The sequence below is a fragment of the Corynebacterium crudilactis genome, from assembly GCF_001643015.1.
Classification (GTDB): domain Bacteria; phylum Actinomycetota; class Actinomycetes; order Mycobacteriales; family Mycobacteriaceae; genus Corynebacterium; species Corynebacterium crudilactis.
Genome location: NZ_CP015622.1, coordinates 2310081 through 2329550, shown reverse-complemented (window position 1 = coordinate 2329550; position 19470 = coordinate 2310081). Strand labels below are relative to the sequence as shown.

Genomic DNA, 19470 nt, shown 5'->3' with positions numbered 1-19470 from the left:
GTAGAAAACAAGCATTCAAAGATTTGAAAGAGAGCTATCATGACAAAAATCGTATCTAAAGAAGAACTCAGCTCAAGGGTGATTACATTCAGTGACTGGGTACCGTGTAAAGCAGCATTTATTGACTGCAAAACCCCAGGATCTGATCAAAAAGACAATTACTCCTTCGTTGGTCCAGGCGTTTCTCAAAGCTCAGATCAGTTTGTGAATGTCTCATCAGCGCATGGCTTTCAACTAGGCGCGGCCGGAATGCCCAATGGAGTCTCAAATAGTTTGCATTTACACTTTACTGCTGAAGTGTTTGTTAACTTTGAAGGGGAGTTTCAACTTCGCTGGGGGCCTAATGGTGAACAAGGTAATTACATCTCTCAAGATGGAGACGTAATTACTGTTCCTACCTGGATCTTTCGTGGTTTCACTAACATCGGTCCTGACGATGGAATTTTGTATACGGCACTTGGACGAGACGATACTGGTGGAATTATTTGGGGACCTCAGGTTCTCCAAGATGCTGAAGGGTATGGGCTGCATCTAACCAGGGAAAATCTATTGGTTGATACAGAAGCAGGAGATCCAATTCCGTCCTCCGAGAATTTGATTCGTCCGCTCTCCCAAGCACAGCTGGAATCCCTGGAAGTATTCTCCGAGGATGATTTCCGTAAGCGTGTGATAACTAGAGAAGATCGAGTGTATTTTGATAAAGCATTTTTGTGCTCATCTCTCCCCGGAGGGCGTGCGAAATTAGCTCTAGTTATTGGGTATGGGTTGACTGAAAATCGTCGCCAGGTTCCACCAATCCATGAGCCACATTCTTTCTCTGCGGCATGGATTGTTGCGAACTCTGGTGAAGGTATCCTCCGACATAAAATTGAGGTACCACAAACAATCACTATTAAGTCTGGTACTTGGAAGATCACCATTAATGATGGTGATGACAAGCAAGTAGTTACGTTATCTTCACGCGATGCCATCTCAATTCCAGAAGGATCTTGGAGACAATTCAGGTGCATCTCAGATACTGAAGGCGAATTGTTTGTTGTCTCTGCAGGAGATAATAGAGTCAAGATTGACTGGCATGAAGAAGTGATCAATGCTGCGCATGAAGCAGGATTTGCTCTTGATCCGAATGATTATGTTGCACCTGTCAGTGTGCTTGAGGCAGCAGGGCTTCGATAACAGTGAACACAATTCGAGTAGCTTCGTGCCAGATTGACATTGATATTGATAATCCAGAGAGCATTCGTGCCAGCATGATTAGTAGCGTGAAAGCCGCTGCTGATGCTGGAGCCTCGCTTATTGTCCTACCGGAGCTTGCAACATCTGGATATTGTTTTGCTGATCAGGCTGAAGCTACACGAAGGTCGGAAGTTATCCCTGGAAAGTGGACTACATTTTTGCAAGAAATGTCTCGTGAATTTCAGATCGTATTGGTATCTGGAATTTCAGAGATTTCTGAAGAAGGTGTGCTTTTTTCCTCAGCGATCATCCTCGACAATGGACACCTTCTGGGAACATATCGGAAGACGCATCTGTGGAACACCGAGAAGCAATTTTTCGAGCAGGGAAATCATTTACCGACAATTTTTACTACTAGCGTAGGGAAAATATCTGTTGCGATTTGTTATGACATTGAATTTCCAGAAGTTGTCAGAATCGCAGCAGAAATGGGGGCAGAAGTTTTGACTGCTCCGGTAAATTGGCCGAAAAATCCTCGGCCGAGTGATAGCTGGCCTATTGAGATATTTAAAGCAATGGCCCATGCCGCAGAGTATAGATTGCCGATTGTCATCGCTGATCGGTGCGGTGAAGAACGAGGTACCGACTGGATCGGCGGAAGCATAATTATCGGTAAGGATGGGTATCCGTTGTCTGGTCCACACATTAAAACCCCATCGGTGCCTGAGATATGGGTGGCTGATGTCGAAGTGAATTCCAATTCGAGAATATCGCCAGATAATGATGCTTTTTTGGATCGCCGAGTAGATCTATATTTTGAGAAATAATTCTTTTAACCAACGAATAATTTGAAAGGAAATGACATGGCAAGCATTACTTATGAAAACGTTAGCCTTATTTATCCAGGTGCTAAGAAACCAAGCGTAAACCAAATTAATTTAGAGATTGAGGACGGTGAATTCCTCGTTCTTGTTGGGCCGTCAGGTTGCGGTAAATCAACTACGCTTCGCATGTTGGCTGGACTAGAGGAAGTTAGCTCAGGACGGATCATGATTGGAGGGAAAGACGTCACTACTATTCCGCCAAAAGACCGAGATGCGGCTATGGTTTTTCAAAATTATGCGTTGTATCCGCATATGACGGTTGCTGAAAACATGGGCTTTGCACTGAAAATGGCGAAAGTAGCAAAGTCTGAAATCAAGGAACGGGTGGAAGAAGCAGCACGATTACTGGATCTCACACAGTTCCTGGATAGGAAACCAAAGGCTCTATCCGGCGGACAGCGGCAGCGCGTAGCGATGGGTCGAGCTATCGTCCGAGCTCCTCAAGTTTTTCTCATGGATGAGCCACTTTCAAACTTGGACGCGAAGCTTCGAGTTCAAACCAGAACAGAAATTGCTCGATTGCAACGGCGTTTGGCAACTACCACGGTCTATGTGACCCATGATCAAGTGGAAGCAATGACAATGGGGGACCGGGTTGCAGTGCTTCGTGAAGGAGAGTTGCAACAATGTGCGCCTCCGCGAGAACTGTACGAGAACCCAGTTAATGCTTTCGTCGCAGGTTTTATTGGGTCACCTTCGATGAATTTGTTTACTAAAGAAGTAAATGAAAACAAAGAAGTTCTTTTGGGCGGCAATCCAATTGTTGTCCCTGAGAACGCAGGAAAGAGCGTTACTGTAGGCATTCGCCCTGAGCATCTTTCCATGTCAACAGAGGGTATTGAAGCCACAGTTGACATGATTGAGGAACTTGGCGCAGACGATTATCTTTATTGCACCACTGGACTTGGTTTTCCATTAGTAGTGCGAGGCGATCAGAATAATCTTCCTGAAAAAGGGTCGAAAGTGCACTTTTCTTTTGATAAAGATCGGGCATTGTTTTTTGATGGTGAAAGTGGAGTCCGTTTAAAGTAGTGCTAGTGCTTTGTTACGTTGTAAGCGTGATTACATGTCTGCAACGTAACAAATGAGAAGGATCCGTCACTATTTAGCTGAAATTGTTAAAACATGTGATGACATAGAGATGCTCTGAGGTTTAGACCTTGGAGCAGTTTCTTGGTTTGTAACTAACTTCTGTTACACGTAAGAGAATACAGTGGGAAAATGGTAAATAGTTTTGATGTAGCGAGATTAGCGGGGGTGTCGCAATCGACCGTTTCGAGAGCATTGCGAGGAGATTCCAAAGTCTCAGAAAGAACCCGTACATTAGTAGCGGATGCCGCAAAAACTCTTGGGTATGTACCGAATCTGGCAGGTCGAGCATTGTCATCAGGTCGGACAAACCGTATCGGACTTTTAGTAACAGATCTTTCCAATGAGTTTTATCATAGGTTGATTGGCCCAGTTGTTGATCGCGTAGATGAACATCAACACGAGGTCGTGTTGTTGGCAGATAACCAAAGTACGTCAGATATTCCGAATAGGATTATTTCTCTCGGGTTGGATGGAGTTATCCTTGCGACAACGACAACCGACTCGGTTATTCCGTATAAGCTCCGAGAAAAAAATATTCCTTTTGTCTATTTTAACCGTATTGCGCCAGCTGTTCCTGCTGATGCGGCTGTAATTGATTTAACTGATGGCATGCAAGATCTAGTAAATGCGATTAAACGAAATGGATATAAACGAGTGGGGGCAATTCTCGGCCCTAAAAACGCAACAACAGGTACTTTAAGAGCAAATATATTTTTTGAGTTACTCGCGCAGAATGAGATTTTTGTCCCCTTTGATTACAGAGTCAATGGAGATTTTTCAATTCCAGCCGGACTTGAGGGATTCCAGGAGCTCATGTCTCGTGAGGTTCCCCCAGATGTTATTTTTTGTGCAAATGATGTTGTTGCGATGGGTGCTATCAATGCGGCTCACGTTTATGACATCAAAGTTCCTGAAGATGTTGCACTTGTGGGTTTTGATGATCTTCCTGAAGCTAAATGGCCAATTTTTTCGCTTTCGACAGTCGGCTTTGACCTTGAAAAATTAGCCGCAGTTGCTGTGGACTTACTTTTCGAGCGGATTGAAAATCCCGAGGCAGACTTCAAAACAGTAGAACTTCCTAGTTACTATGTCACTAGGAAGTCACTGCCGTAGATATTTAAACAGATAGCCAAACTGTTGATTCTGCTGCAAGCCAATGCTCATTTACCAAAGCCTCGGGAATTGATGCAAGAATTAGCTGTTTCTCTTGTGTCAGTTCCGAGATATTGATTGGCCTGTCATCTGTATTCATCACAACTGTGGTTTCACCAATTGTAAAAGCCAAGATTCTCGGAGAAACATTGTGATCGATCATGCGCAATGTTGAAGACCCTAGATTTAGATTCTTGCGAGTCTTTATTAACAGTTTGTAGAGCTGAAGAGTGGAATCTTGATCCCTCTCTTGCAGATTTGCTGAGTAGGTATCAAACTCAGCTGGTTGTGGGAGCCATGTAGAGTCTGCATCGCTGAAGCCAAAGTTTTTCTCTGTGGAATTCCACGGTAGCGGAATGCGGCAGCCATCTCGTCCTATACGTTTTCCTGCTGTTCTAAAATACGTAGGATCGTTTCGAAATTGTGCGGAAAGTGTCGTGTGGTCGGGAAGTCCTAGTTCTTCTCCTTGATAAATATAAACAGAGCCGGGAAGCGCGAAGAGTGTGGAAACTGCGGCGCATGCTCGTCTTAGTCCTTTTTCAATATCTGGTTGTGGATCATCTGGTCCGACGCCATCTCCAGGTTTTGGGTAGCCCTCTGAATAGCCGAGGCGAGTTGTGGATCTAGCCACATCGTGGTTATTTAGTACCCATGTTGTTGGAGCTCCAACTGCGTTGAAAGCCTCGAGGGAATTACTGATAGTTGTTGCCCATGCTTCAGAGTCAAAGCCGATTTCAAGTAGTGAGAAATTAAAGACAGTATGCATTTCATCGGGGCGAGCCCATTGCGCCTGCCAGCTTAAAGGCTGAACACATACTTCGCCGCACATCATTTTTTCAGTGCCTGTGTCAGAGGAGTATTTATCGAGAAGTTCCCTCCACGATCTAAAAATGTTGTGTACTTCGTCTCGACCAAACATGGGAGAGTCTTGGGTGGGGAAGTCGGGGTGTTGTTTTCCATTTGCAGGGCCGTCCCAATTGGGGAGGAGTGGATCCTTAGAGAGCAGGTGAGCTACATCGACTCGGAATCCATCTACTCCCCGTTCTAGCCAGAATTCAAGGACATCGAGGAAATATTGTTCTACTGCGGGATTATCCCAGTTGAAGTCGGGCTGGCCGGGGTCAAATAAATGTAAATACCATTGATCTGGTTCCCCATTTGGGTTTGTAATCTGGGTCCAGGCATTTCCTCCGAAATGGGACTTCCAGTTATTTGGTGGAAGTTCTCCATTTTCGCCAGTTCCATCTCGAAAATGGAATAGTTCTCGCTCCGCTGATCCAGGTGCGGATGCTAAAGCTTTAAGAAACAACTCATGCTCAATGGAGCAGTGATTGGGAACGATATCAATGATGATTTTGAGATCATTGTTGTGAAGTTCAGATACTAAAGCATCGAATTCCGGGAAATCTCCTGCGGCTTTATCGATGCTTAGGTAATCGGATACATCGTATCCTGCATCGGCACCTGGGCTCTTATAAAAGGGACTAAGCCACACCGCATCTATACCTAGATTTTTGAGATAGGGGATTCTCTCACGAATTCCATTGAGGTCTCCAATGCCATCATCATTCGAATCATTAAATGAACGAGGATAAATTTGGTAGATGGTGGCAGTTTCCCACCAGTGTGTTTTGTTATTGTGGGCATTCATAGCAGTGGCCTTTTCATCAAAATTATTTGAGTTTATTGAACAGATCCATCAAGACTGCGGTGGTGTTGTACACGACAACATTGGCACCATTTTCTCGAGAGTTTTTTGCTTGTTCAAAGTTATTAACAATGTCCATTCGAAGTGCATCCGTGGAAAGACCATTGTTATGAATTGTCTGGACAGATTCTGAAACGCTTGGATCTGATGGTTCGGTCGAAGCCCCAAGATCTGATGTTCCGATCATGAAACCGTCCACCCCGTTTACTCCCAAGATCTCCGCAGATCTCGATGCAGCAGTAGGGGATTCGAGCATGACGAAAAGCAACATGGATTCAGCGGTCTGTCTTATGTGTTCCGCGGCTGAAATTTTTCCATAAGATGCTGCGCGACTGTATAAGGCAAATCCTCGATTTCCAGTTGGCCTGTATTTTGACCATTGGACCGCTTGTTCGGCTTCTTCTGCAGAATCGACATGAGGAATGACGATGCCGGCGGCTCCTGCATCAGTAGCTCTAAGTACCGAACTTTGATCACCTGCGCCAACTCGTACTAGCGTTTCTACGCCAAATATTGCTGCTGAAGCAATATGTTGCCGGAGAGCAACGGCATCGTTTGCTCCGTGTTCTCCGTCTATCAGGATGAAATCAAAGCCACTGCATGCCGCAATTTCTACGAGTTCCTCATTTGGAATTCGAATCAGCACTCCAGTTACTTGCTGACCGTTTTTAATTTTCTGTCGAAGTGATTTATTGAGAATCATGCGATCATTCCTCCTGAGAAATCGAAGTCTGAACCTGTTAGACCAGGGATAGACAACAGGGCAGCTGCTGCTTGCGCAGTTTCTTCGAGCGTCACCATTCGTTTAAGTGCAGCACGAGAGACAAATTCTTGTTCAACTTCAGTGGCTGTTCGTCCTGAAAGTTCTGCTTCGTTGCGAAAATTTCTGGTCATTCTCTCGGAAACTATTGGCCCCGGGGATAATGAATTAACCATTACTTGATCTTTACTGAGTTCAAAGGCCAACGTAGTGGTTAGCCCTAATACAGCCATTTTGGAAGACGCATAGGGGGTTCTGTTTTCTAGTGGGCGTTTTCCGGTTACAGATGCCACATTTAAAATGAACCCATTCTTCCTTTTAACCATCTGTGGTGCGAATTCTCTACACATGAGGAACGTACCTTTAACATTAATATCGAAGACCTCGTCCCATTCTGCGGTAGAAAGTTCTATCAAAGGTTTAACTGGACCTCCGACACCAGCATTATTAATTAGGACCGAAATGGGTGTTCCAGCAAGGTCTTGTCCTAACTGTTGCACGGATTTTTCATCTGAAGCATCACAGATTGAGTAGGTACAGAGTGGGCCTAAACTTTGAGCTGCCTGTTCTAGTTTTTTTACATCTCGACCAGTGATTATGACAGGACGTGAGTCTTGGACCAGGGTTCTAGCAATCTCAAGTCCAAGTCCGCTTCCTCCGCCAGTGATAAGTACAGCACCTGGGTATAAGTCGGATGGAGCCTTAGACATCGGCGAGCTCCTCGATCCATTCAAATTGATCTCCTAGAGCACGGGCTGCTCTAATATCGCCAGATCGGCCATGTCCTTCAAAATTTTCAGCTCTTGATGCTCGTCCACAAACACGTCCTAGTTCACCAGAAGCGATAGGGTCTCGTACTTCTTGGTAGGTGCAGGTTTTGAGGAATTTGCCAACCCATAGGCCACCGGAATAGCGGGCAGCTCCTAGTGTTGGAAGAACGTGGTTGGTTCCAATTACTTTGTCGCCATAGGCCACGCAGGTGTTCTGGCCAAGGAATAATGCCCCGTAATTGTTCATTTTTTCTAGGGCTTCACGAGGCTGCGCGGTAAAGATTTGTACATGCTCGGAGGCTAGATCATCTGCAATGGCCCAGAGCTCTTCGGAGCTTTCGCACAAGATGATCTGACCAAAGTCTTCCCAAGCCTTTTTGGCTACTTCTCCGGTGCTCATGTTTGGCAAGATTTGTTCGATATTCTTCATCACGGCATTCGCAACACTTTCGTCCGTGGTAACGAGGATTGCTGGTGATTCAGGGCCATGTTCTGCTTGGGAAAGAAGATCCACTGCGATTAAAAGTGGATCAGCCGTTGAATCGGCAACGATAAGAACTTCGGTTGGTCCTGCGAATAGATCAATACCGATTTCACCGTACATTTGTCGCTTTGCCTCAGCCACAAAGGCATTTCCAGGACCTGCGATCATATTTACGGGTGCAATTGTCTCTGTGCCAATGGACATGGCAGCGATAGCCTGTACGCCTCCCAGGATGTAAATCTCATCGGCTCCGGCAAGACTTGCTGCAACAACAGTGGCTACGGGGATTTCTCCATTGATTGGTGGGGTACAAGCTACGACACGTTTTACGCCTGCAACTTTTGCTGTGAGAATTGTCATGTGCGCTGAGGCGAGCATTGGGTATCGACCTCCTGGGATGTACGCGCCGGACGCGGAAACTGGAATGTGGCGATGTCCTAGAAAGACTCCTGGTTGGCTTTCAACTTCGAGTGGCTGCAGGGTCTTTAACTGTTCTGTGGCAAACCTTGAAATATTATCTTGCGCAAATTTAATATCTGCCAATGTCTGAGGATCGATTTTGTCGAAGCAGTCTTGGATTTGTTCTGGGCTTAGTCGAAAATCGGCCGGACTCCAGTTATCAAATTGATTTGAGAGTTGGCGGACAGCTTCGTCGCCTGAGGTGCGTACATTATCTAGTGCATTTTTGACGGTTTCTGCAACGCTTGACTGGTTAGTGTCAGAGAATGATTTACTTTGTCCAGATTTTAGTATTTTCAATTTTCCTCCATTTGTGAATACGTATGCATTAGTACGATTTTGAGTGTAACTCAGATCACGAACTTTGGAAAGGGTGATTGGGGAAATTGGTTACATTTGGTGGAAAGTTACGTAAATGCAGGGAATATTTGTTGTTTCTTAAAAGTTTTCAGAGCCGGATCTTGGAGGTAGATAATTTCCCTATAATGCATACGCTGTCAATTATTGGGTAGATAAATTATTTGTACAACGTGATTATTCGAATCTTGAGCGCTGCGGCGCTTGCTAAAAAGCTAGGGGGAGGCGTCGAAAAGCAGCTCTTTCGGTTTTCTTGATTTAGCGCGGTAAAGTTTCTGTGTGAAGGAGGCGAGTGTGGCTGATCAGCAAGATTTTTTGGGCGTTTTTGATGCGATGAGCTCAAAGGCGACGGCCACGGTAATCGCTAGTTATTCCACCAGTTTCACGCTGGCATCTAGGCTGTTATCGCCGAAGATTCGCCGCGATATCGAGGCGCTGTATGGCATGGTGCGAGTAGCAGATGAAGTGGTCGATGGGGCGGCTGCTGCTGCCGGCTGCACTACGGTTCAAGTGGCAGAGATTTTGGATAACTATGAACAACAGGTGCTCTGTAGCCTAGATACCCCATTTCATACCGACCCAATTATTCACGCTTTCGGCAATACTGCCCGAAAATGCATGTTCAACCGAGCACATATTGTGGCTTTTTTTGAGTCCATGCGCCGTGATCTCTATCAGACTTCCTATGATCCCACCCAGCTAGATGAGTACATTTATGGCTCGGCAGAGGTTATTGGGCTGATGTGTTTGAGCATTTTCTTGCAGGATTCTGTCGCAACGCCACAAGAACGCGCCACCATGGAACAGGGAGCAAAACGTCTGGGTGCGGCTTTCCAAAAGGTGAATTTCTTAAGGGATTTAGCCGAAGACAATGAAGACCTAGGCCGCGACTATCTGCCAGCGTTCACCCACGAATCCAAAGCAAATCTCATCGCGGATATTCGCTCAGATCTCACCGCCGCGCGTGCAAGTATCCAGCTGCTTCCCCTGGGCGCACGTGCTGGTGTGCGCACTGCGACGGATCTTTATGACTGTTTGGTGAATGGGCTAGAGTCCGCTTCAATGGAAGAACTCAAAGCTGGGCGCATTAGTGTATCGCCTGCGAAAAAGGCTGGTCTGGCTGCTAAAGCAATGGTGAAAGAAGTGTTTTTTTAAATGAAAAAAGCCGTGGTTATCGGTGGCGGAGTTGCCGGCCTTGCCACCACCGCGCTGCTCCTGCGTGATGGCTATGAGGTACATTTAGTTGAGCAAAATGAGCAGTTGGGTGGCCGCGCCGGAACTATTGAACTGGACGGTTTTCGCTGGGATACAGGCCCCAGCTGGTATTTGATGCCCGATGCGATGTCCCACTTTTTCCAGCTGTGCGGCACCACTATTGAGGAGCATCTTGATCTCGTGCCTTTAGAGCCTGCGTACCGCGTGATTGATGAACATAATGAACGCGTTGATGTCATCTCCGATATTGATGTCATGGCGGAACTTTTTGAATCCCGTGAACCTGGTGCTGGCGCTAAATTACGCGCTTATATTGACTCTGCCACGAAGGTCTATAACCTTGCAGTCGATGGTTTTTTGTACACCAATTTTACCAATTTCATCCCATATCTTTCCCCCGGAGTACTGCGCCTGTTGCCACAACTTCTAGCGAGTTTATCTACCTCGCTCAAAGTTAAAGTCAATGCCCAATTCCGCGATGCAAAACTCCGCCAAATCCTGAGCTACCCTGCGGTTTTCCTCTCCTCAGACCCCTCAACCACTCCGGCGCTGTATCACCTTATGAGCCACACCGATCTGGTCCAGGGCGTCCACTATCCACGCGGCGGTTTCACCGCCTTCATTAAGGCCTTAATTTCGCTTATCGACGACGCCGTCCTTCACCTCGGCACTCCCGTCACCGCGATCACCACCAATGGCCGAAACGCCACCGGTGTGCAGGTGGGATCTGAGTTCATCGATGCCGATATTGTGGTTAGCTGCGCTGATCAGCACCACACGGAAACGCAACTTTTACCCGCAGCGCTGCGCACAAAACCAGAGAAGACCTGGCAGCACAAACAACCGGGCTTAAGTACCGTGCTGGTATTGGCGGGTGTGAAGGGGGAATTGCCGGAGCTGCTGCATCACACTCTGCTGTTTTCTTCCGACTGGGATGATGATTTCCGCACAGTGTTCGAGGGCTTCCACGCCGATTTCCCTGCCTCTGAATCCATCTACATTTCCAAAACCTCAGCAACCGATACAGATGTCGCCCCAGACGGGCACGAGAATCTCTTCATCCTGGTTCCCGTTCCAGCAGATACCTCCATCGGACATGGCTCTGCCTACGGCGAGGAATCAGAACTGGTCGGGCGCATTGCAGCTGCAGCGATAGACCAAATTGGGCGCTGGGCTGGAATTGATGATTTCCAAGAGCGCATCGTGGCACAACGCACCATCGGCCCTGCTGATTTCGCCGATCGTTACAACTCGTGGAGTGGCGGCTCAATTGGGCCTTCACACACTTTGGCACAGTCTGCATTTTTCAGAGGATCTAACAAATCCCGCAAAGTAGATGGCTTGTATTACGCCGGTGCCACGACTGTCCCTGGAGTCGGTGTTCCGATGTGTTTGATCTCTGCAGAAAACGTACTGAAGCGGTTACACGGCGATAAGAGCGTCGGACCGACTCAGATATAAATCATCAGGGAGACTCTCCTCACGAGAAACTCTCTGTTATTTAAAAAACTTTGTGCGTTTCTTTGACTTTCTATCCTCTAACAGCTCGTCGATCTTTATAATCAGCTCATCAGCTTGTTCGAGAAAAGCTCGGTCGCGGGGATCAGACACATGAACGATTTGATTATCTCGAGAGCGCAGCTTCAGCGGTTTTTGAGGGACTGGATGCTTAAGCTTCATACCGTGTGTCTCCTAACTTTCTTCCGTGGTTTCAGTATAGACAAGATTTTTGCTAGGGCACTAGAAGGTTTCAGCGAAAGAGTTTCATCTTCTTTATCTGTTTGGTTTTCTTCTCTTAACAAGATTTCATTTATTAAGTTGTTAGTTATTTCTTTAATTAACTTAAGATCACGGTCTGTAGGATCTGGATCCTTTGCTAAAAGCGCAAGTAAAGCTAGACCTGTATTGCGTCCGATTCGATCATCATCAGCAGTGACCAAGTCGATTGCATATTGTGTGCGACGCCACCATTCAGCCCTATTATCAGCGATTCTTCGATGCTTATAGGTTTCCCAAGCGATTATTCCAGCGATGATAGCTACAAAAGCAGTGCTAAAAGGTGCTAAAGGAGCTGCCCATAAGAAGAACTCTCGAAGAAAGCCGTTATATCCTCCCCATATCATGAGCCCGATGAGTACAACGGAGACAAGAAGAATCATGAAACCTCGGTATCTCATAGTTTGAGGTTAAGGCAAGATATTCTCTTTGTCTCTCGATACATATGGAGGACATTAATTTTAGTAAAGATAATCTAGTCGAACCAAAGACTAGCCAAGAGACCTAGATCCTCATGCTTGAAAGTCCTCACCTGATCAGCAGCTACCGCAAAGGCATTAATCAGCTCTGCATTATCTGCATGCTCATCAGGGATACGCAAGAGCAGATCGGCATCGTCTTCTTCGCCGCCAAAAGCGAGTGCTTCAACACCCCAACCTGTTTGCCAAGCTTTTAGCGCTAGTGCCATTTCATGTGGTTCAGCGATATTCATGCAGCCAAGCCATTCGCATGCTGCTGGAACTTGCCAGTTGGGGCAGCTGATCGCCACAAGACCCCAGGTTCCTTCTTCTGCAAAAATTGCCGTGAGGATTTCAGCGCTTTCGATGAGCTGTGGTTCACGCTCACCGTTGGGAAGTCCCTGCTCCGTCAAGCTGAAAGTATTCAATGCTGATGCAGAGGATATCTCTGAGAGCTGTGATAGACGGTCCCCGTCAAAAGTGATCTCTTCTAGATCAGCATCGTCCAAATCGGTTTCAGCATTCCACCAACCCCAAGTAAATACAGACCATCCGGGAACCTGCTCCAATTGTTCCGAGGTAGGCAGTGTGAATTGATCAAAGAAAATATAAGTTAGCCCGCGAAATTCTTTGGTGCCACTGATTTCCGGAAACAGGTCACTTTCAAAGATTTCAGGTATCGCAGGCATAGAAGTATTCACTTTCTAGAAGGAGACAAACGTGATTGATCTGCATTCTAGTCCAGAGTATTAAGCTCTGCTGGCCTCTTCTATAGAGAGGCTGGAAGAACCTGAATGTATACTTTTGCTCACCTCACACGCAGAGATATCAAATGTTATTCTCTGGTAATTGTGCAAAATTTATTGTTAAAAGCGATTGATTTCAAGGTTGATAAGGCCTTGTAGTGGAAGCATTTTTTACATTCAAAGAAAGTAGTATTTCGATGACTGAAAATCTTGATAATGCATTGCTCTCTATGCGGATGAAGCCTGTACAAATGGCGCTGCTGACCTTAGGTTATAACCACGACATGGCAGTTACAGATAAGAGCATGGAACTGATTGTTCGCCGACCTGGATTGACAGTGAACTTCAATTTGGATGCAGTCACGTTGTGCGTCACTGCTGATTTTATGTGGCACGCCTATGTGCCAGCGAAGAAACAAACAGAATATTTGCGTGCTGTCAATGATTTCAACCGCCCAACACGTGATCTTCAAGTGGTGCTCGATGAAGCAGATCCCAAGAGCTTGGTGGTGCGGGGAAGAGAGTTTTTATTCTCTGGAGCTGGCGCAACGTGGGAACAGTCAGCTGAGTTTGTGTATTACTGCATGACTGATGTGGCTACTAGCTTTGTATCTTGGTGTGAGCAGATTTGGCCAAAGTTTGCACCGGCCCGCACAGAATTCACCATGTCGGAGCCTCCTGCGGTGGATTTTGCTTTTACCGAGGAGCAACTAGTAGAAGGAAACCCTTTTGGGCTGCTTGATGAGCCAACCCCCGCTGTCACATTGGATCGTATTTATCAGCAATACGAAACGATCGGTGCAGAAGAGCTGAAGCAAACAGAAAAGTTCGTAGAATTTCAGTACATGGGCCAACGGGTAAGCGCTTGGTTGACCGATGGCACTGATGGCAGCGACCGACAAACTTTGGCTGTTTCTTCAGGTACCGGCATGGTTGTGAAATCTAAGAAGCATATGGAGCAGCTTCTTAGATTATGCAACCTGTATTCAAAGGAACACGTGCTGGTAACCGTGTTTACTGAAGAGATCGAAAATGGTGCGCGCTGGGGTATTTTTGCTGAAGCACGAATTAATCTACCAGCAGGTTTGTCAGATCAGCAGCTGTGGTCTTATCTGGCGAATACCAGTAAATGGACCGCAGAGGTGTGCCTGACAGTGGCACACCGTGCTCAGAACTAATTAAGCAGCGTCAGCCTCGCGGTTGCGCAGTGCACGAGCGGTGCGGTCACGGGATTCTGCAACAATGCGCTTGATGCCAGCTACATGATCCTCTTCGAGGAACTGATCGGCTTGTTCGAGTCCTGCGGTGGAGATATTCCAGGAAGGGAAGAGGCCGAGGAGGATCTGCTGAGACATTTCGCCGGAGAAGGTTGCCCAGACATTGTCGAGGATTCTGAAGTACTGCTCGTTGTACGCCTGCATCAATTCGGAAGAACCCGTAAACGTGAGGCCCTCGATCTTGTGGCGTAACTCAAGGTTGGACAATCCACTGTCCAGTGCGGTGATTTCCTTGTAGACCGCAGCCTTGGTGGCTTCATCGTTTACTGCAGCTGCTGCGCGAAGAGATGCAAGGTAGGAAGAGTTGGAGTTATCGCGGGCGAGCTCGGTAGCGATTTCTTCCTCAGGTGCAGCGATATCGCCACGCGCAATTAGAGCAGTCAGAGCCCACCAACGCAGATCAGGATCTACTGTCAGGCCTGCAATATTTCCGGCAAGGATCTCGCGGAAATAATCGGCGGCAGCATCATTGAGCGTGATTTTTGCTAGTGCTTGGATGAATGCCAATTGGGTGTCAGAATCTGCTTCAGCACCGCGGGCACCGTCGAGGAATGCGTTGGCAAGCAGATCATTTCCGGTAGCCTGCGTCCACGCTGGGTCAGCGTAGTTATTCAGTGCAGAGCTTGCTTGCATGAGGATGCGTTCCAGCACAGCGATTTCAGTTTCCGCAGCAGCGCCACGGGCAACCAATGCGATGAAATCACGGGCCTTCATCTGGCCGGAGCGTGCCATTTCCCAAGCAGCAGACCATACGAGAGTACGTGGCATCGGATCGCTGAACTTATCAATATTGTCGATCACAAAATTGCGTGAAGCCTCATCCAGATCCAGCAGCGCATAGGTCAGGTCATCGTCGTTGACCAGCACGAAGTCTGCCTGCTCGAGGCCAATGATCTCTTCTACGCTTGTCGACGCGCCATTGCAGTCAATTTCGACGCGTGCAAAGCGGTCGAGGGATCCGTCGATAAGCTTATAAAGACCCACCGCGATGCGGTGAGTTCGCAGCTCACCTGCACCCGGCGCGGCGCCGGTCTGGGTGACTGCGAAAGAGGTGTACTTGCCGTTGTCGGTGGTGAACTGCGCGCCGAGGGTGTTGATGCCGGTGGTCTTGAGCCACTGATTTGCCCAATCGGACAAGTCGCGGCCGGACGCCTGCTCAAGTGCGCCGAGCAGATCGTCGAAGCTGGCGTTGCCCCAGGCATGGTTAGCAAAATGCCTGCGCACACCGGCGAGGAATTCCTCGCGGCCGACATAAGCCTGTAGCTGCTTGAGCACAGAAGCGCCCTTGGCGTAGGTGATGCCGTCGAAGTTCTGCTCAACAGTTTCAATATCGTAGCCATCAGAGAACACTGGGTGAGTGGACGGGAGCTGATCCTGCTGATACGCCCAGGACTTTTCCACATTGGCAAAGGTTACCCACGCGGTGTTGTATTCAGTTTCTTCATTCTGGGAAATCGCCGCAGACCAGGTTGCGAAAGACTCGTTGAGCCACAGATCATCCCACCACTGCATGGTCACCAAGTCACCAAACCACATGTGTGCGAGTTCGTGGAGGATGGTTTCCGCACGGCGCTCATAGCGGTAGCGGGTCGCCTTGGACGCAAAAACATACTCATCGCGGATGGTAACGGCGCCCGCGTTCTCCATCGCGCCGGCATTAAATTCAGGGACGAAGATCTGATCATATTTGCCAAATGGATAGGCGACACCGAAGTTACGGTGGAACCAATCAAAGCCCTGCTTGGTTTCAGCAAACAGACGCTCGGCGTCAAGATCCTTGGCCAAAGACCTGCGGCAGTAAAGACCAAGAGGAACAGAGAGCTCGGTTGGCTGATCCTGAGGAGTTTCCGCATGGTGGGTTAACTGACCATTCCAGACCTCACGCACCTCGTGGTAGCGGCCTGCACAAACTGCGATCAAATAGGTCGACAGTGGGTAATCCACACGAGAGACATGGGTATCGTAATCCACATGCTGAGTAGATACGGCCTGTTCAGCATTGGAAATGATCTTCCAGCCCTTAGGAGTTTTGATATTTAGATCGTAGGTAGCCTTGAGATCTGGCTGATCAAAACACGCAAATAGTCGTTTGGCATCTGCCGTTTCCAACTGGGTGTACAGATACACCTCATTGTCAGCTGGATCCACCATGCGGTGTAGGCCCTCACCTGTACGGGAGTAGGGGATAGTCGCAGTTACTCGCAGGGTGTGCGCGCCGGGAGTCAGACCTTTTAATGCAATGCCAGAGGTCTCGTCATAGCCCTGTGCGTTCAAGGTCAGTGCGTGTTCTTTGATGGACTGATTATCCAGCCGAACTTCTTCGACACTAGAGGCACGAAGATCAATAAAGGTATCTCCAGCTTCTTTGACCGTGAAACTGACAACAGTAGAGGAACTAAAAAACTCATCGCCATTGTTGAGATCAAGTGCAATGTCATAATTTTCTACACTCAGCAACTTCGAACGATCCTGCGCTTCTTGCCGGGTGAGATTTGTTGACGTCATTAAAAGCTCCTTGAAATATAAGAGGTGCGCACAGTCAATTTAAGGTGTGCAATGACACCACGATAGTTCGCGCCTAGTGTGGATTGCTAGAAACCATTTTGAAAGAGGAAAAAACATGGCTGAAAAAGTAACTTTCTGGTTTGATACCACCTGCCCATTTTGCTGGGTCACCTCTAGGTGGATCAAAGAAGTAGAACAAGTCCGCGATATTGAAATCCAGTGGGTTCCAATGAGCTTGGCTGTACTCAATGATGGCCGTGATCTCCCAGAGGCATACGAAGTTCGCATGAAGGCAGCATGGGGACCTGCACGTGTGTTCGCAGCTGTTGCCACCGATCACGCGGACAAACTGGGTGATCTTTATACCGCGATGGGCACCCGTATCCACAATGATGGTCGTGGACCAATCGAGAGTTCTTTCCAGGACGTTATCGCAGAATCCTTGGAAGAAGTTGGCTTGGATGCTGCACTTGGTGAGATTGCGGACAGCACCGAGTGGGATGATGCACTTCGTGCCTTCCACCAAAGCGCGATGGACGAGGTTGGCAATGACGTCGGCACCCCAGTGGTTAAGCTCGGCGATACCGCCTTCTTCGGCCCAGTGCTCACCCGCATTCCACGCGGCGAAGAGGCCGGAGAGCTTTTCGACGCCTCCTTCAAGTTGGCCAGCTACCCGCACTTTTTCGAGATCAAGCGCTCACGCACCGAAGACCCACAGTTCGACTAGGCCTGTGACCTAATTGCCGAGGATGATCCTCGGCAGTTTTTTAATTTTGGAGGTGTGGAGTATCCCCTAAAGAGGGGAAAAGTCTGGGTTTCGACCAGCTAAGAAACCTCTACAGTAAACTATTCTGCATGCGCGTATACCTTGGAGCAGACCACGCTGGTTTCGAAACTAAAAATGCTATCGCTGAGCACTTGAAGGCCCACGGCCACGAAGTGATCGATTGCGGAGCCCACACCTATGATGCAGAAGATGATTACCCAGCTTTCTGCATCGAAGCAGCAAGCCGCACCGTCAATGATCCAGGTTCACTCGGAATTGTTCTGGGTGGATCCGGAAACGGTGAACAAATTGCAGCAAACAAGGTCAAGGGTGCACGTTGTGCACTTGCTTGGTCCGTTGAAACTGCACGCCTCGCTCGCGAGCACAACAACGCAAACCTCATCGGAATCGGCGGACGTATGCACTCCACCGAAGAAGCACTCGCAATTGTGGATGCTTTCCTCGAGCAGGAGTGGAGCAACGCGGAGCGTCACCAGCGTCGCATCGATATCCTTGCTGATTACGAGCGCACCGGTATTGCACCTGTGGTTCCTAACGAGTAGATAATTCATTTTAAAAAAGAGGCGGTCAGATCTTCTTCAGAAGATCTGACCGCCTCTTTGGCATTGTGGGAACTAGTAGGTGTTAGAAATCGAAGTCACCGAAGTCGAATCCGCCACCACCATCGCCGCCGTCACCGCCACCGAATAATCCGTCGAAGAAGCCGCCGCCGTCTTCTCCACCGGCATCTCCCATATCTGCTCCAGTGTCACCACCCATGTCTCCGCCTTCGTCACCAGCAGCGAGACCATCTTCGTAGCCTTCGCCATAACCATCTTCAAAGGCAGCGCCTGAATAATTAACACCTGCCATGCCATTAAACATTGCAGAGAACATCATGACGGAACCTGCAGTCCAAATACCGGAACGCAGAGCGCTGGCCCACCACGGCTCGGAATACCAACCGGCAGGAACTGGACGCCCAGCAACATTGCCGCCTGGGTAGTAATTCGGAGTTGCATCAGTTGCCACAGGAGAGGCCGTGATCTGGCGACCTTCCTGTTCAATGGTGCGCTTCTCTGTGACGCGACCTGCATTGCGTTGACCTTCAAGAGGAGGCAGCTCTGGGCCAGGGGTCATACCCATGATCTCGCGGGCTGCGTTCATATAGTGCAAACCTTCAAGTGCTGATTCGCGTGCCAACTCTGCTTGTCGGGGAGTAGTTGCTGAAGAAATCTGAGAAGAAGCAGCAGTATAACGTTCTGAAGCATCCGCAATAGCCTGAGTAGATGCAGTGTCATTTCCTGCGATCGTTAATACCTGGGAACCAAGGCGCTCAATCCACCGGCGTGCATCAGCTTGCGCATCAGCGAACTCAGTTTCTTCCTGCTTCTTAGTATTTTTAGAGCCCATCTTTGATGCGACAAAAACGCCACCACCAATGACGATTGCGATAAGAAGTAGTGCTTCCACGAAAATCTTCAACTCACTCAAGGATTAGGATGGCGGGGTTCGGGGTTTAAACTCTCACCAACATGTTGGTCTTTATCACTTAAACAACGGATCAACCACGATGAAAGTTCCCAGAGTGATGGCTATATCTCCGAAGTATCTCCCCTTTAGAATAATCGGGAAAAGAAAAAACCCTTAACCTTAGCATTTTCGCTGGTTAAGGGCTATTTATTCTTTGAGGGAATGACGGGAATCGAACCCGCGTCATCAGCTTGGAAGGCTGAGGTAATAGCCATTATACGACATTCCCAAAGTTGAACTTGGCAAGAACTCTTGTTTGGTTCGTTCAAAAGCATAGCGCACATTGTTGATGGAAAAGAAATCGGCTGGCCAGCACTGTGGTTTGAGGCTTTTGCTGTAGGGGTGAGTAGCT

The 19470-nt window shown here is 48.0% G+C and carries 18 protein-coding genes and 1 tRNA gene; 9 read left to right on the top strand and 10 right to left on the bottom strand.

Features of this window, described 5'->3' with window-relative positions; all coding sequences use genetic code 11:
* Window positions 1-39 precede the first annotated feature (39 nt).
* The 4 genes from ccrud_RS10855 to ccrud_RS10840 all read left to right on the top strand — a co-directional run bounded on the left by ccrud_RS10855 (window position 40) and on the right by ccrud_RS10840 (window position 4265).
* Complete coding sequence (locus ccrud_RS10855) at window positions 40-1176, top strand: cupin domain-containing protein (RefSeq protein WP_066567487.1); 1137 nt, start codon at window positions 40-42, stop codon at window positions 1174-1176.
* 2 nt (window positions 1177-1178) lie between these two features.
* Complete coding sequence (locus ccrud_RS10850) at window positions 1179-2003, top strand: nitrilase-related carbon-nitrogen hydrolase (RefSeq protein WP_066567485.1); 825 nt, start codon at window positions 1179-1181, stop codon at window positions 2001-2003.
* A gap of 36 nt (window positions 2004-2039) precedes the next feature.
* Window positions 2040-3092 (top strand): ABC transporter ATP-binding protein, encoded by a 1053-nt coding sequence (locus tag ccrud_RS10845; protein ID WP_066567481.1) that lies wholly within the window; start codon window positions 2040-2042, stop codon window positions 3090-3092.
* Between the two features lie 189 nt (window positions 3093-3281).
* Window positions 3282-4265 carry a LacI family DNA-binding transcriptional regulator gene (locus tag ccrud_RS10840; protein WP_066567478.1) on the top strand — a complete coding sequence of 328 codons (984 nt, stop codon included), beginning with the start codon at window positions 3282-3284 and terminating at the stop codon, window positions 4263-4265.
* Window positions 4266-4269: 4 nt separating this feature from the next.
* Here the strand turns inward: ccrud_RS10840 and ccrud_RS10835 are convergent, their stop codons facing one another.
* The 4 genes from ccrud_RS10835 to hisD are packed head-to-tail and all read right to left on the bottom strand — an operon-like array spanning window position 4270 to window position 8785.
* Window positions 4270-5955, bottom strand: coding sequence for a glycoside hydrolase family 13 protein (locus ccrud_RS10835; protein ID WP_066567475.1), 1686 nt, complete (start codon window positions 5953-5955; stop codon window positions 4270-4272).
* 22 nt (window positions 5956-5977) lie between these two features.
* Window positions 5978-6715 carry an HpcH/HpaI aldolase family protein gene (locus tag ccrud_RS10830; RefSeq protein ID WP_066567469.1) on the bottom strand — a complete coding sequence of 246 codons (738 nt, stop codon included), beginning with the start codon at window positions 6713-6715 and terminating at the stop codon, window positions 5978-5980.
* Entirely contained in the window at window positions 6712-7482 is a 771-nt protein-coding gene (locus ccrud_RS10825) for an SDR family NAD(P)-dependent oxidoreductase (RefSeq protein WP_066567466.1), read from the bottom strand. The genes ccrud_RS10830 and ccrud_RS10825 overlap by 4 nt, the downstream gene beginning before the upstream one ends.
* The gene (hisD, locus tag ccrud_RS10820; RefSeq protein WP_066567464.1) at window positions 7475-8785 is read right to left on the bottom strand and encodes a histidinol dehydrogenase; all 1311 of its coding nucleotides are present in this window, start codon (window positions 8783-8785) and stop codon (window positions 7475-7477) included. The genes ccrud_RS10825 and hisD overlap by 8 nt, the downstream gene beginning before the upstream one ends.
* A gap of 351 nt (window positions 8786-9136) precedes the next feature.
* Here hisD and ccrud_RS10815 point away from each other — a divergent pair, with 351 nt between their 5' ends.
* On the top strand, window positions 9137-9997 hold the full coding sequence (locus ccrud_RS10815; RefSeq protein ID WP_074025513.1) for a phytoene/squalene synthase family protein: 861 nt from the start codon (window positions 9137-9139) through the stop codon (window positions 9995-9997).
* A complete protein-coding gene (gene crtI / locus ccrud_RS10810) occupies window positions 9998-11518 on the top strand; it encodes a phytoene desaturase family protein (RefSeq protein ID WP_066567462.1) in 1521 nt (506 codons plus the stop codon).
* A 36-nt stretch (window positions 11519-11554) separates the two neighbouring features.
* Here the strand turns inward: crtI and ccrud_RS10805 are convergent, their stop codons facing one another.
* The 3 genes from ccrud_RS10805 to ccrud_RS10795 all read right to left on the bottom strand — a co-directional run bounded on the left by ccrud_RS10805 (window position 11555) and on the right by ccrud_RS10795 (window position 12980).
* Window positions 11555-11737 carry a hypothetical protein gene (locus ccrud_RS10805; protein WP_066567460.1) on the bottom strand — a complete coding sequence of 61 codons (183 nt, stop codon included), beginning with the start codon at window positions 11735-11737 and terminating at the stop codon, window positions 11555-11557.
* Entirely contained in the window at window positions 11734-12216 is a 483-nt protein-coding gene (locus ccrud_RS10800) for a hypothetical protein (RefSeq protein ID WP_157776021.1), read from the bottom strand. Before ccrud_RS10800 ends, ccrud_RS10805 begins: the two co-directional genes overlap by 4 nt.
* Window positions 12217-12308: 92 nt before the next feature.
* Window positions 12309-12980 (bottom strand): hypothetical protein, encoded by a 672-nt coding sequence (locus ccrud_RS10795; RefSeq protein WP_066567454.1) that lies wholly within the window; start codon window positions 12978-12980, stop codon window positions 12309-12311.
* A gap of 254 nt (window positions 12981-13234) precedes the next feature.
* On the opposite strand from ccrud_RS10795, the gene ccrud_RS10790 reads away from it, so the two are divergent.
* A complete protein-coding gene (locus tag ccrud_RS10790) occupies window positions 13235-14215 on the top strand; it encodes a hypothetical protein (RefSeq protein ID WP_066567451.1) in 981 nt (326 codons plus the stop codon).
* Here ccrud_RS10790 and pepN read toward each other — a convergent pair whose 3' ends face one another.
* A complete protein-coding gene (gene pepN / locus ccrud_RS10785) occupies window positions 14216-16819 on the bottom strand; it encodes an aminopeptidase N (RefSeq protein WP_066567449.1) in 2604 nt (867 codons plus the stop codon).
* Between the two features lie 115 nt (window positions 16820-16934).
* On the opposite strand from pepN, the gene ccrud_RS10780 reads away from it, so the two are divergent.
* Together ccrud_RS10780 and ccrud_RS10775 are read left to right on the top strand one after the other, a co-directional pair.
* Window positions 16935-17546, top strand: a complete 612-nt coding sequence (locus ccrud_RS10780; RefSeq protein ID WP_066567446.1) for a mycothiol-dependent nitroreductase Rv2466c family protein — start codon at window positions 16935-16937, stop codon at window positions 17544-17546.
* 128 nt (window positions 17547-17674) lie between these two features.
* Entirely contained in the window at window positions 17675-18148 is a 474-nt protein-coding gene (locus ccrud_RS10775) for a ribose-5-phosphate isomerase (protein WP_066567443.1), read from the top strand.
* 82 nt (window positions 18149-18230) lie between these two features.
* On the opposite strand, the gene ccrud_RS10770 is transcribed toward ccrud_RS10775, so the two are convergent.
* Both ccrud_RS10770 and ccrud_RS10765 read right to left on the bottom strand, forming a co-directional pair.
* Window positions 18231-19058, bottom strand: a complete 828-nt coding sequence (locus tag ccrud_RS10770; protein ID WP_066567439.1) for a hypothetical protein — start codon at window positions 19056-19058, stop codon at window positions 18231-18233.
* A gap of 217 nt (window positions 19059-19275) precedes the next feature.
* Window positions 19276-19347, bottom strand: a tRNA-Gly gene (locus ccrud_RS10765).
* Window positions 19348-19470: the final 123 nt, after the last annotated feature.

What these genes read in the sequence shown, in the direction of transcription:
- ccrud_RS10845 (WP_066567481.1), top strand. Translation starts at nt 2,040, where the DNA reads ATGGCAAGCATTACTTATGAAAACGTTAGCCTTATTTATCCAGGTGCT.
- ccrud_RS10835 (WP_066567475.1), bottom strand. Translation starts at nt 5,955, where the DNA reads ATGAATGCCCACAATAACAAAACACACTGGTGGGAAACTGCCACCATC.
- ccrud_RS10790 (WP_066567451.1), top strand. Translation starts at nt 13,235, where the DNA reads ATGACTGAAAATCTTGATAATGCATTGCTCTCTATGCGGATGAAGCCT.
- ccrud_RS10775 (WP_066567443.1), top strand. Translation starts at nt 17,675, where the DNA reads ATGCGCGTATACCTTGGAGCAGACCACGCTGGTTTCGAAACTAAAAAT.
- ccrud_RS10800 (WP_157776021.1), bottom strand. Translation starts at nt 12,216, where the DNA reads ATGATTCTTCTTGTCTCCGTTGTACTCATCGGGCTCATGATATGGGGA.
- ccrud_RS10840 (WP_066567478.1), top strand. Translation starts at nt 3,282, where the DNA reads ATGGTAAATAGTTTTGATGTAGCGAGATTAGCGGGGGTGTCGCAATCG.
- ccrud_RS10825 (WP_066567466.1), bottom strand. Translation starts at nt 7,482, where the DNA reads ATGTCTAAGGCTCCATCCGACTTATACCCAGGTGCTGTACTTATCACT.
- ccrud_RS10780 (WP_066567446.1), top strand. Translation starts at nt 16,935, where the DNA reads ATGGCTGAAAAAGTAACTTTCTGGTTTGATACCACCTGCCCATTTTGC.
- ccrud_RS10830 (WP_066567469.1), bottom strand. Translation starts at nt 6,715, where the DNA reads ATGATTCTCAATAAATCACTTCGACAGAAAATTAAAAACGGTCAGCAA.
- pepN (WP_066567449.1), bottom strand. Translation starts at nt 16,819, where the DNA reads ATGACGTCAACAAATCTCACCCGGCAAGAAGCGCAGGATCGTTCGAAG.
- ccrud_RS10805 (WP_066567460.1), bottom strand. Translation starts at nt 11,737, where the DNA reads ATGAAGCTTAAGCATCCAGTCCCTCAAAAACCGCTGAAGCTGCGCTCT.
- ccrud_RS10855 (WP_066567487.1), top strand. Translation starts at nt 40, where the DNA reads ATGACAAAAATCGTATCTAAAGAAGAACTCAGCTCAAGGGTGATTACA.
- crtI (WP_066567462.1), top strand. Translation starts at nt 9,998, where the DNA reads ATGAAAAAAGCCGTGGTTATCGGTGGCGGAGTTGCCGGCCTTGCCACC.
- ccrud_RS10795 (WP_066567454.1), bottom strand. Translation starts at nt 12,980, where the DNA reads ATGCCTGCGATACCTGAAATCTTTGAAAGTGACCTGTTTCCGGAAATC.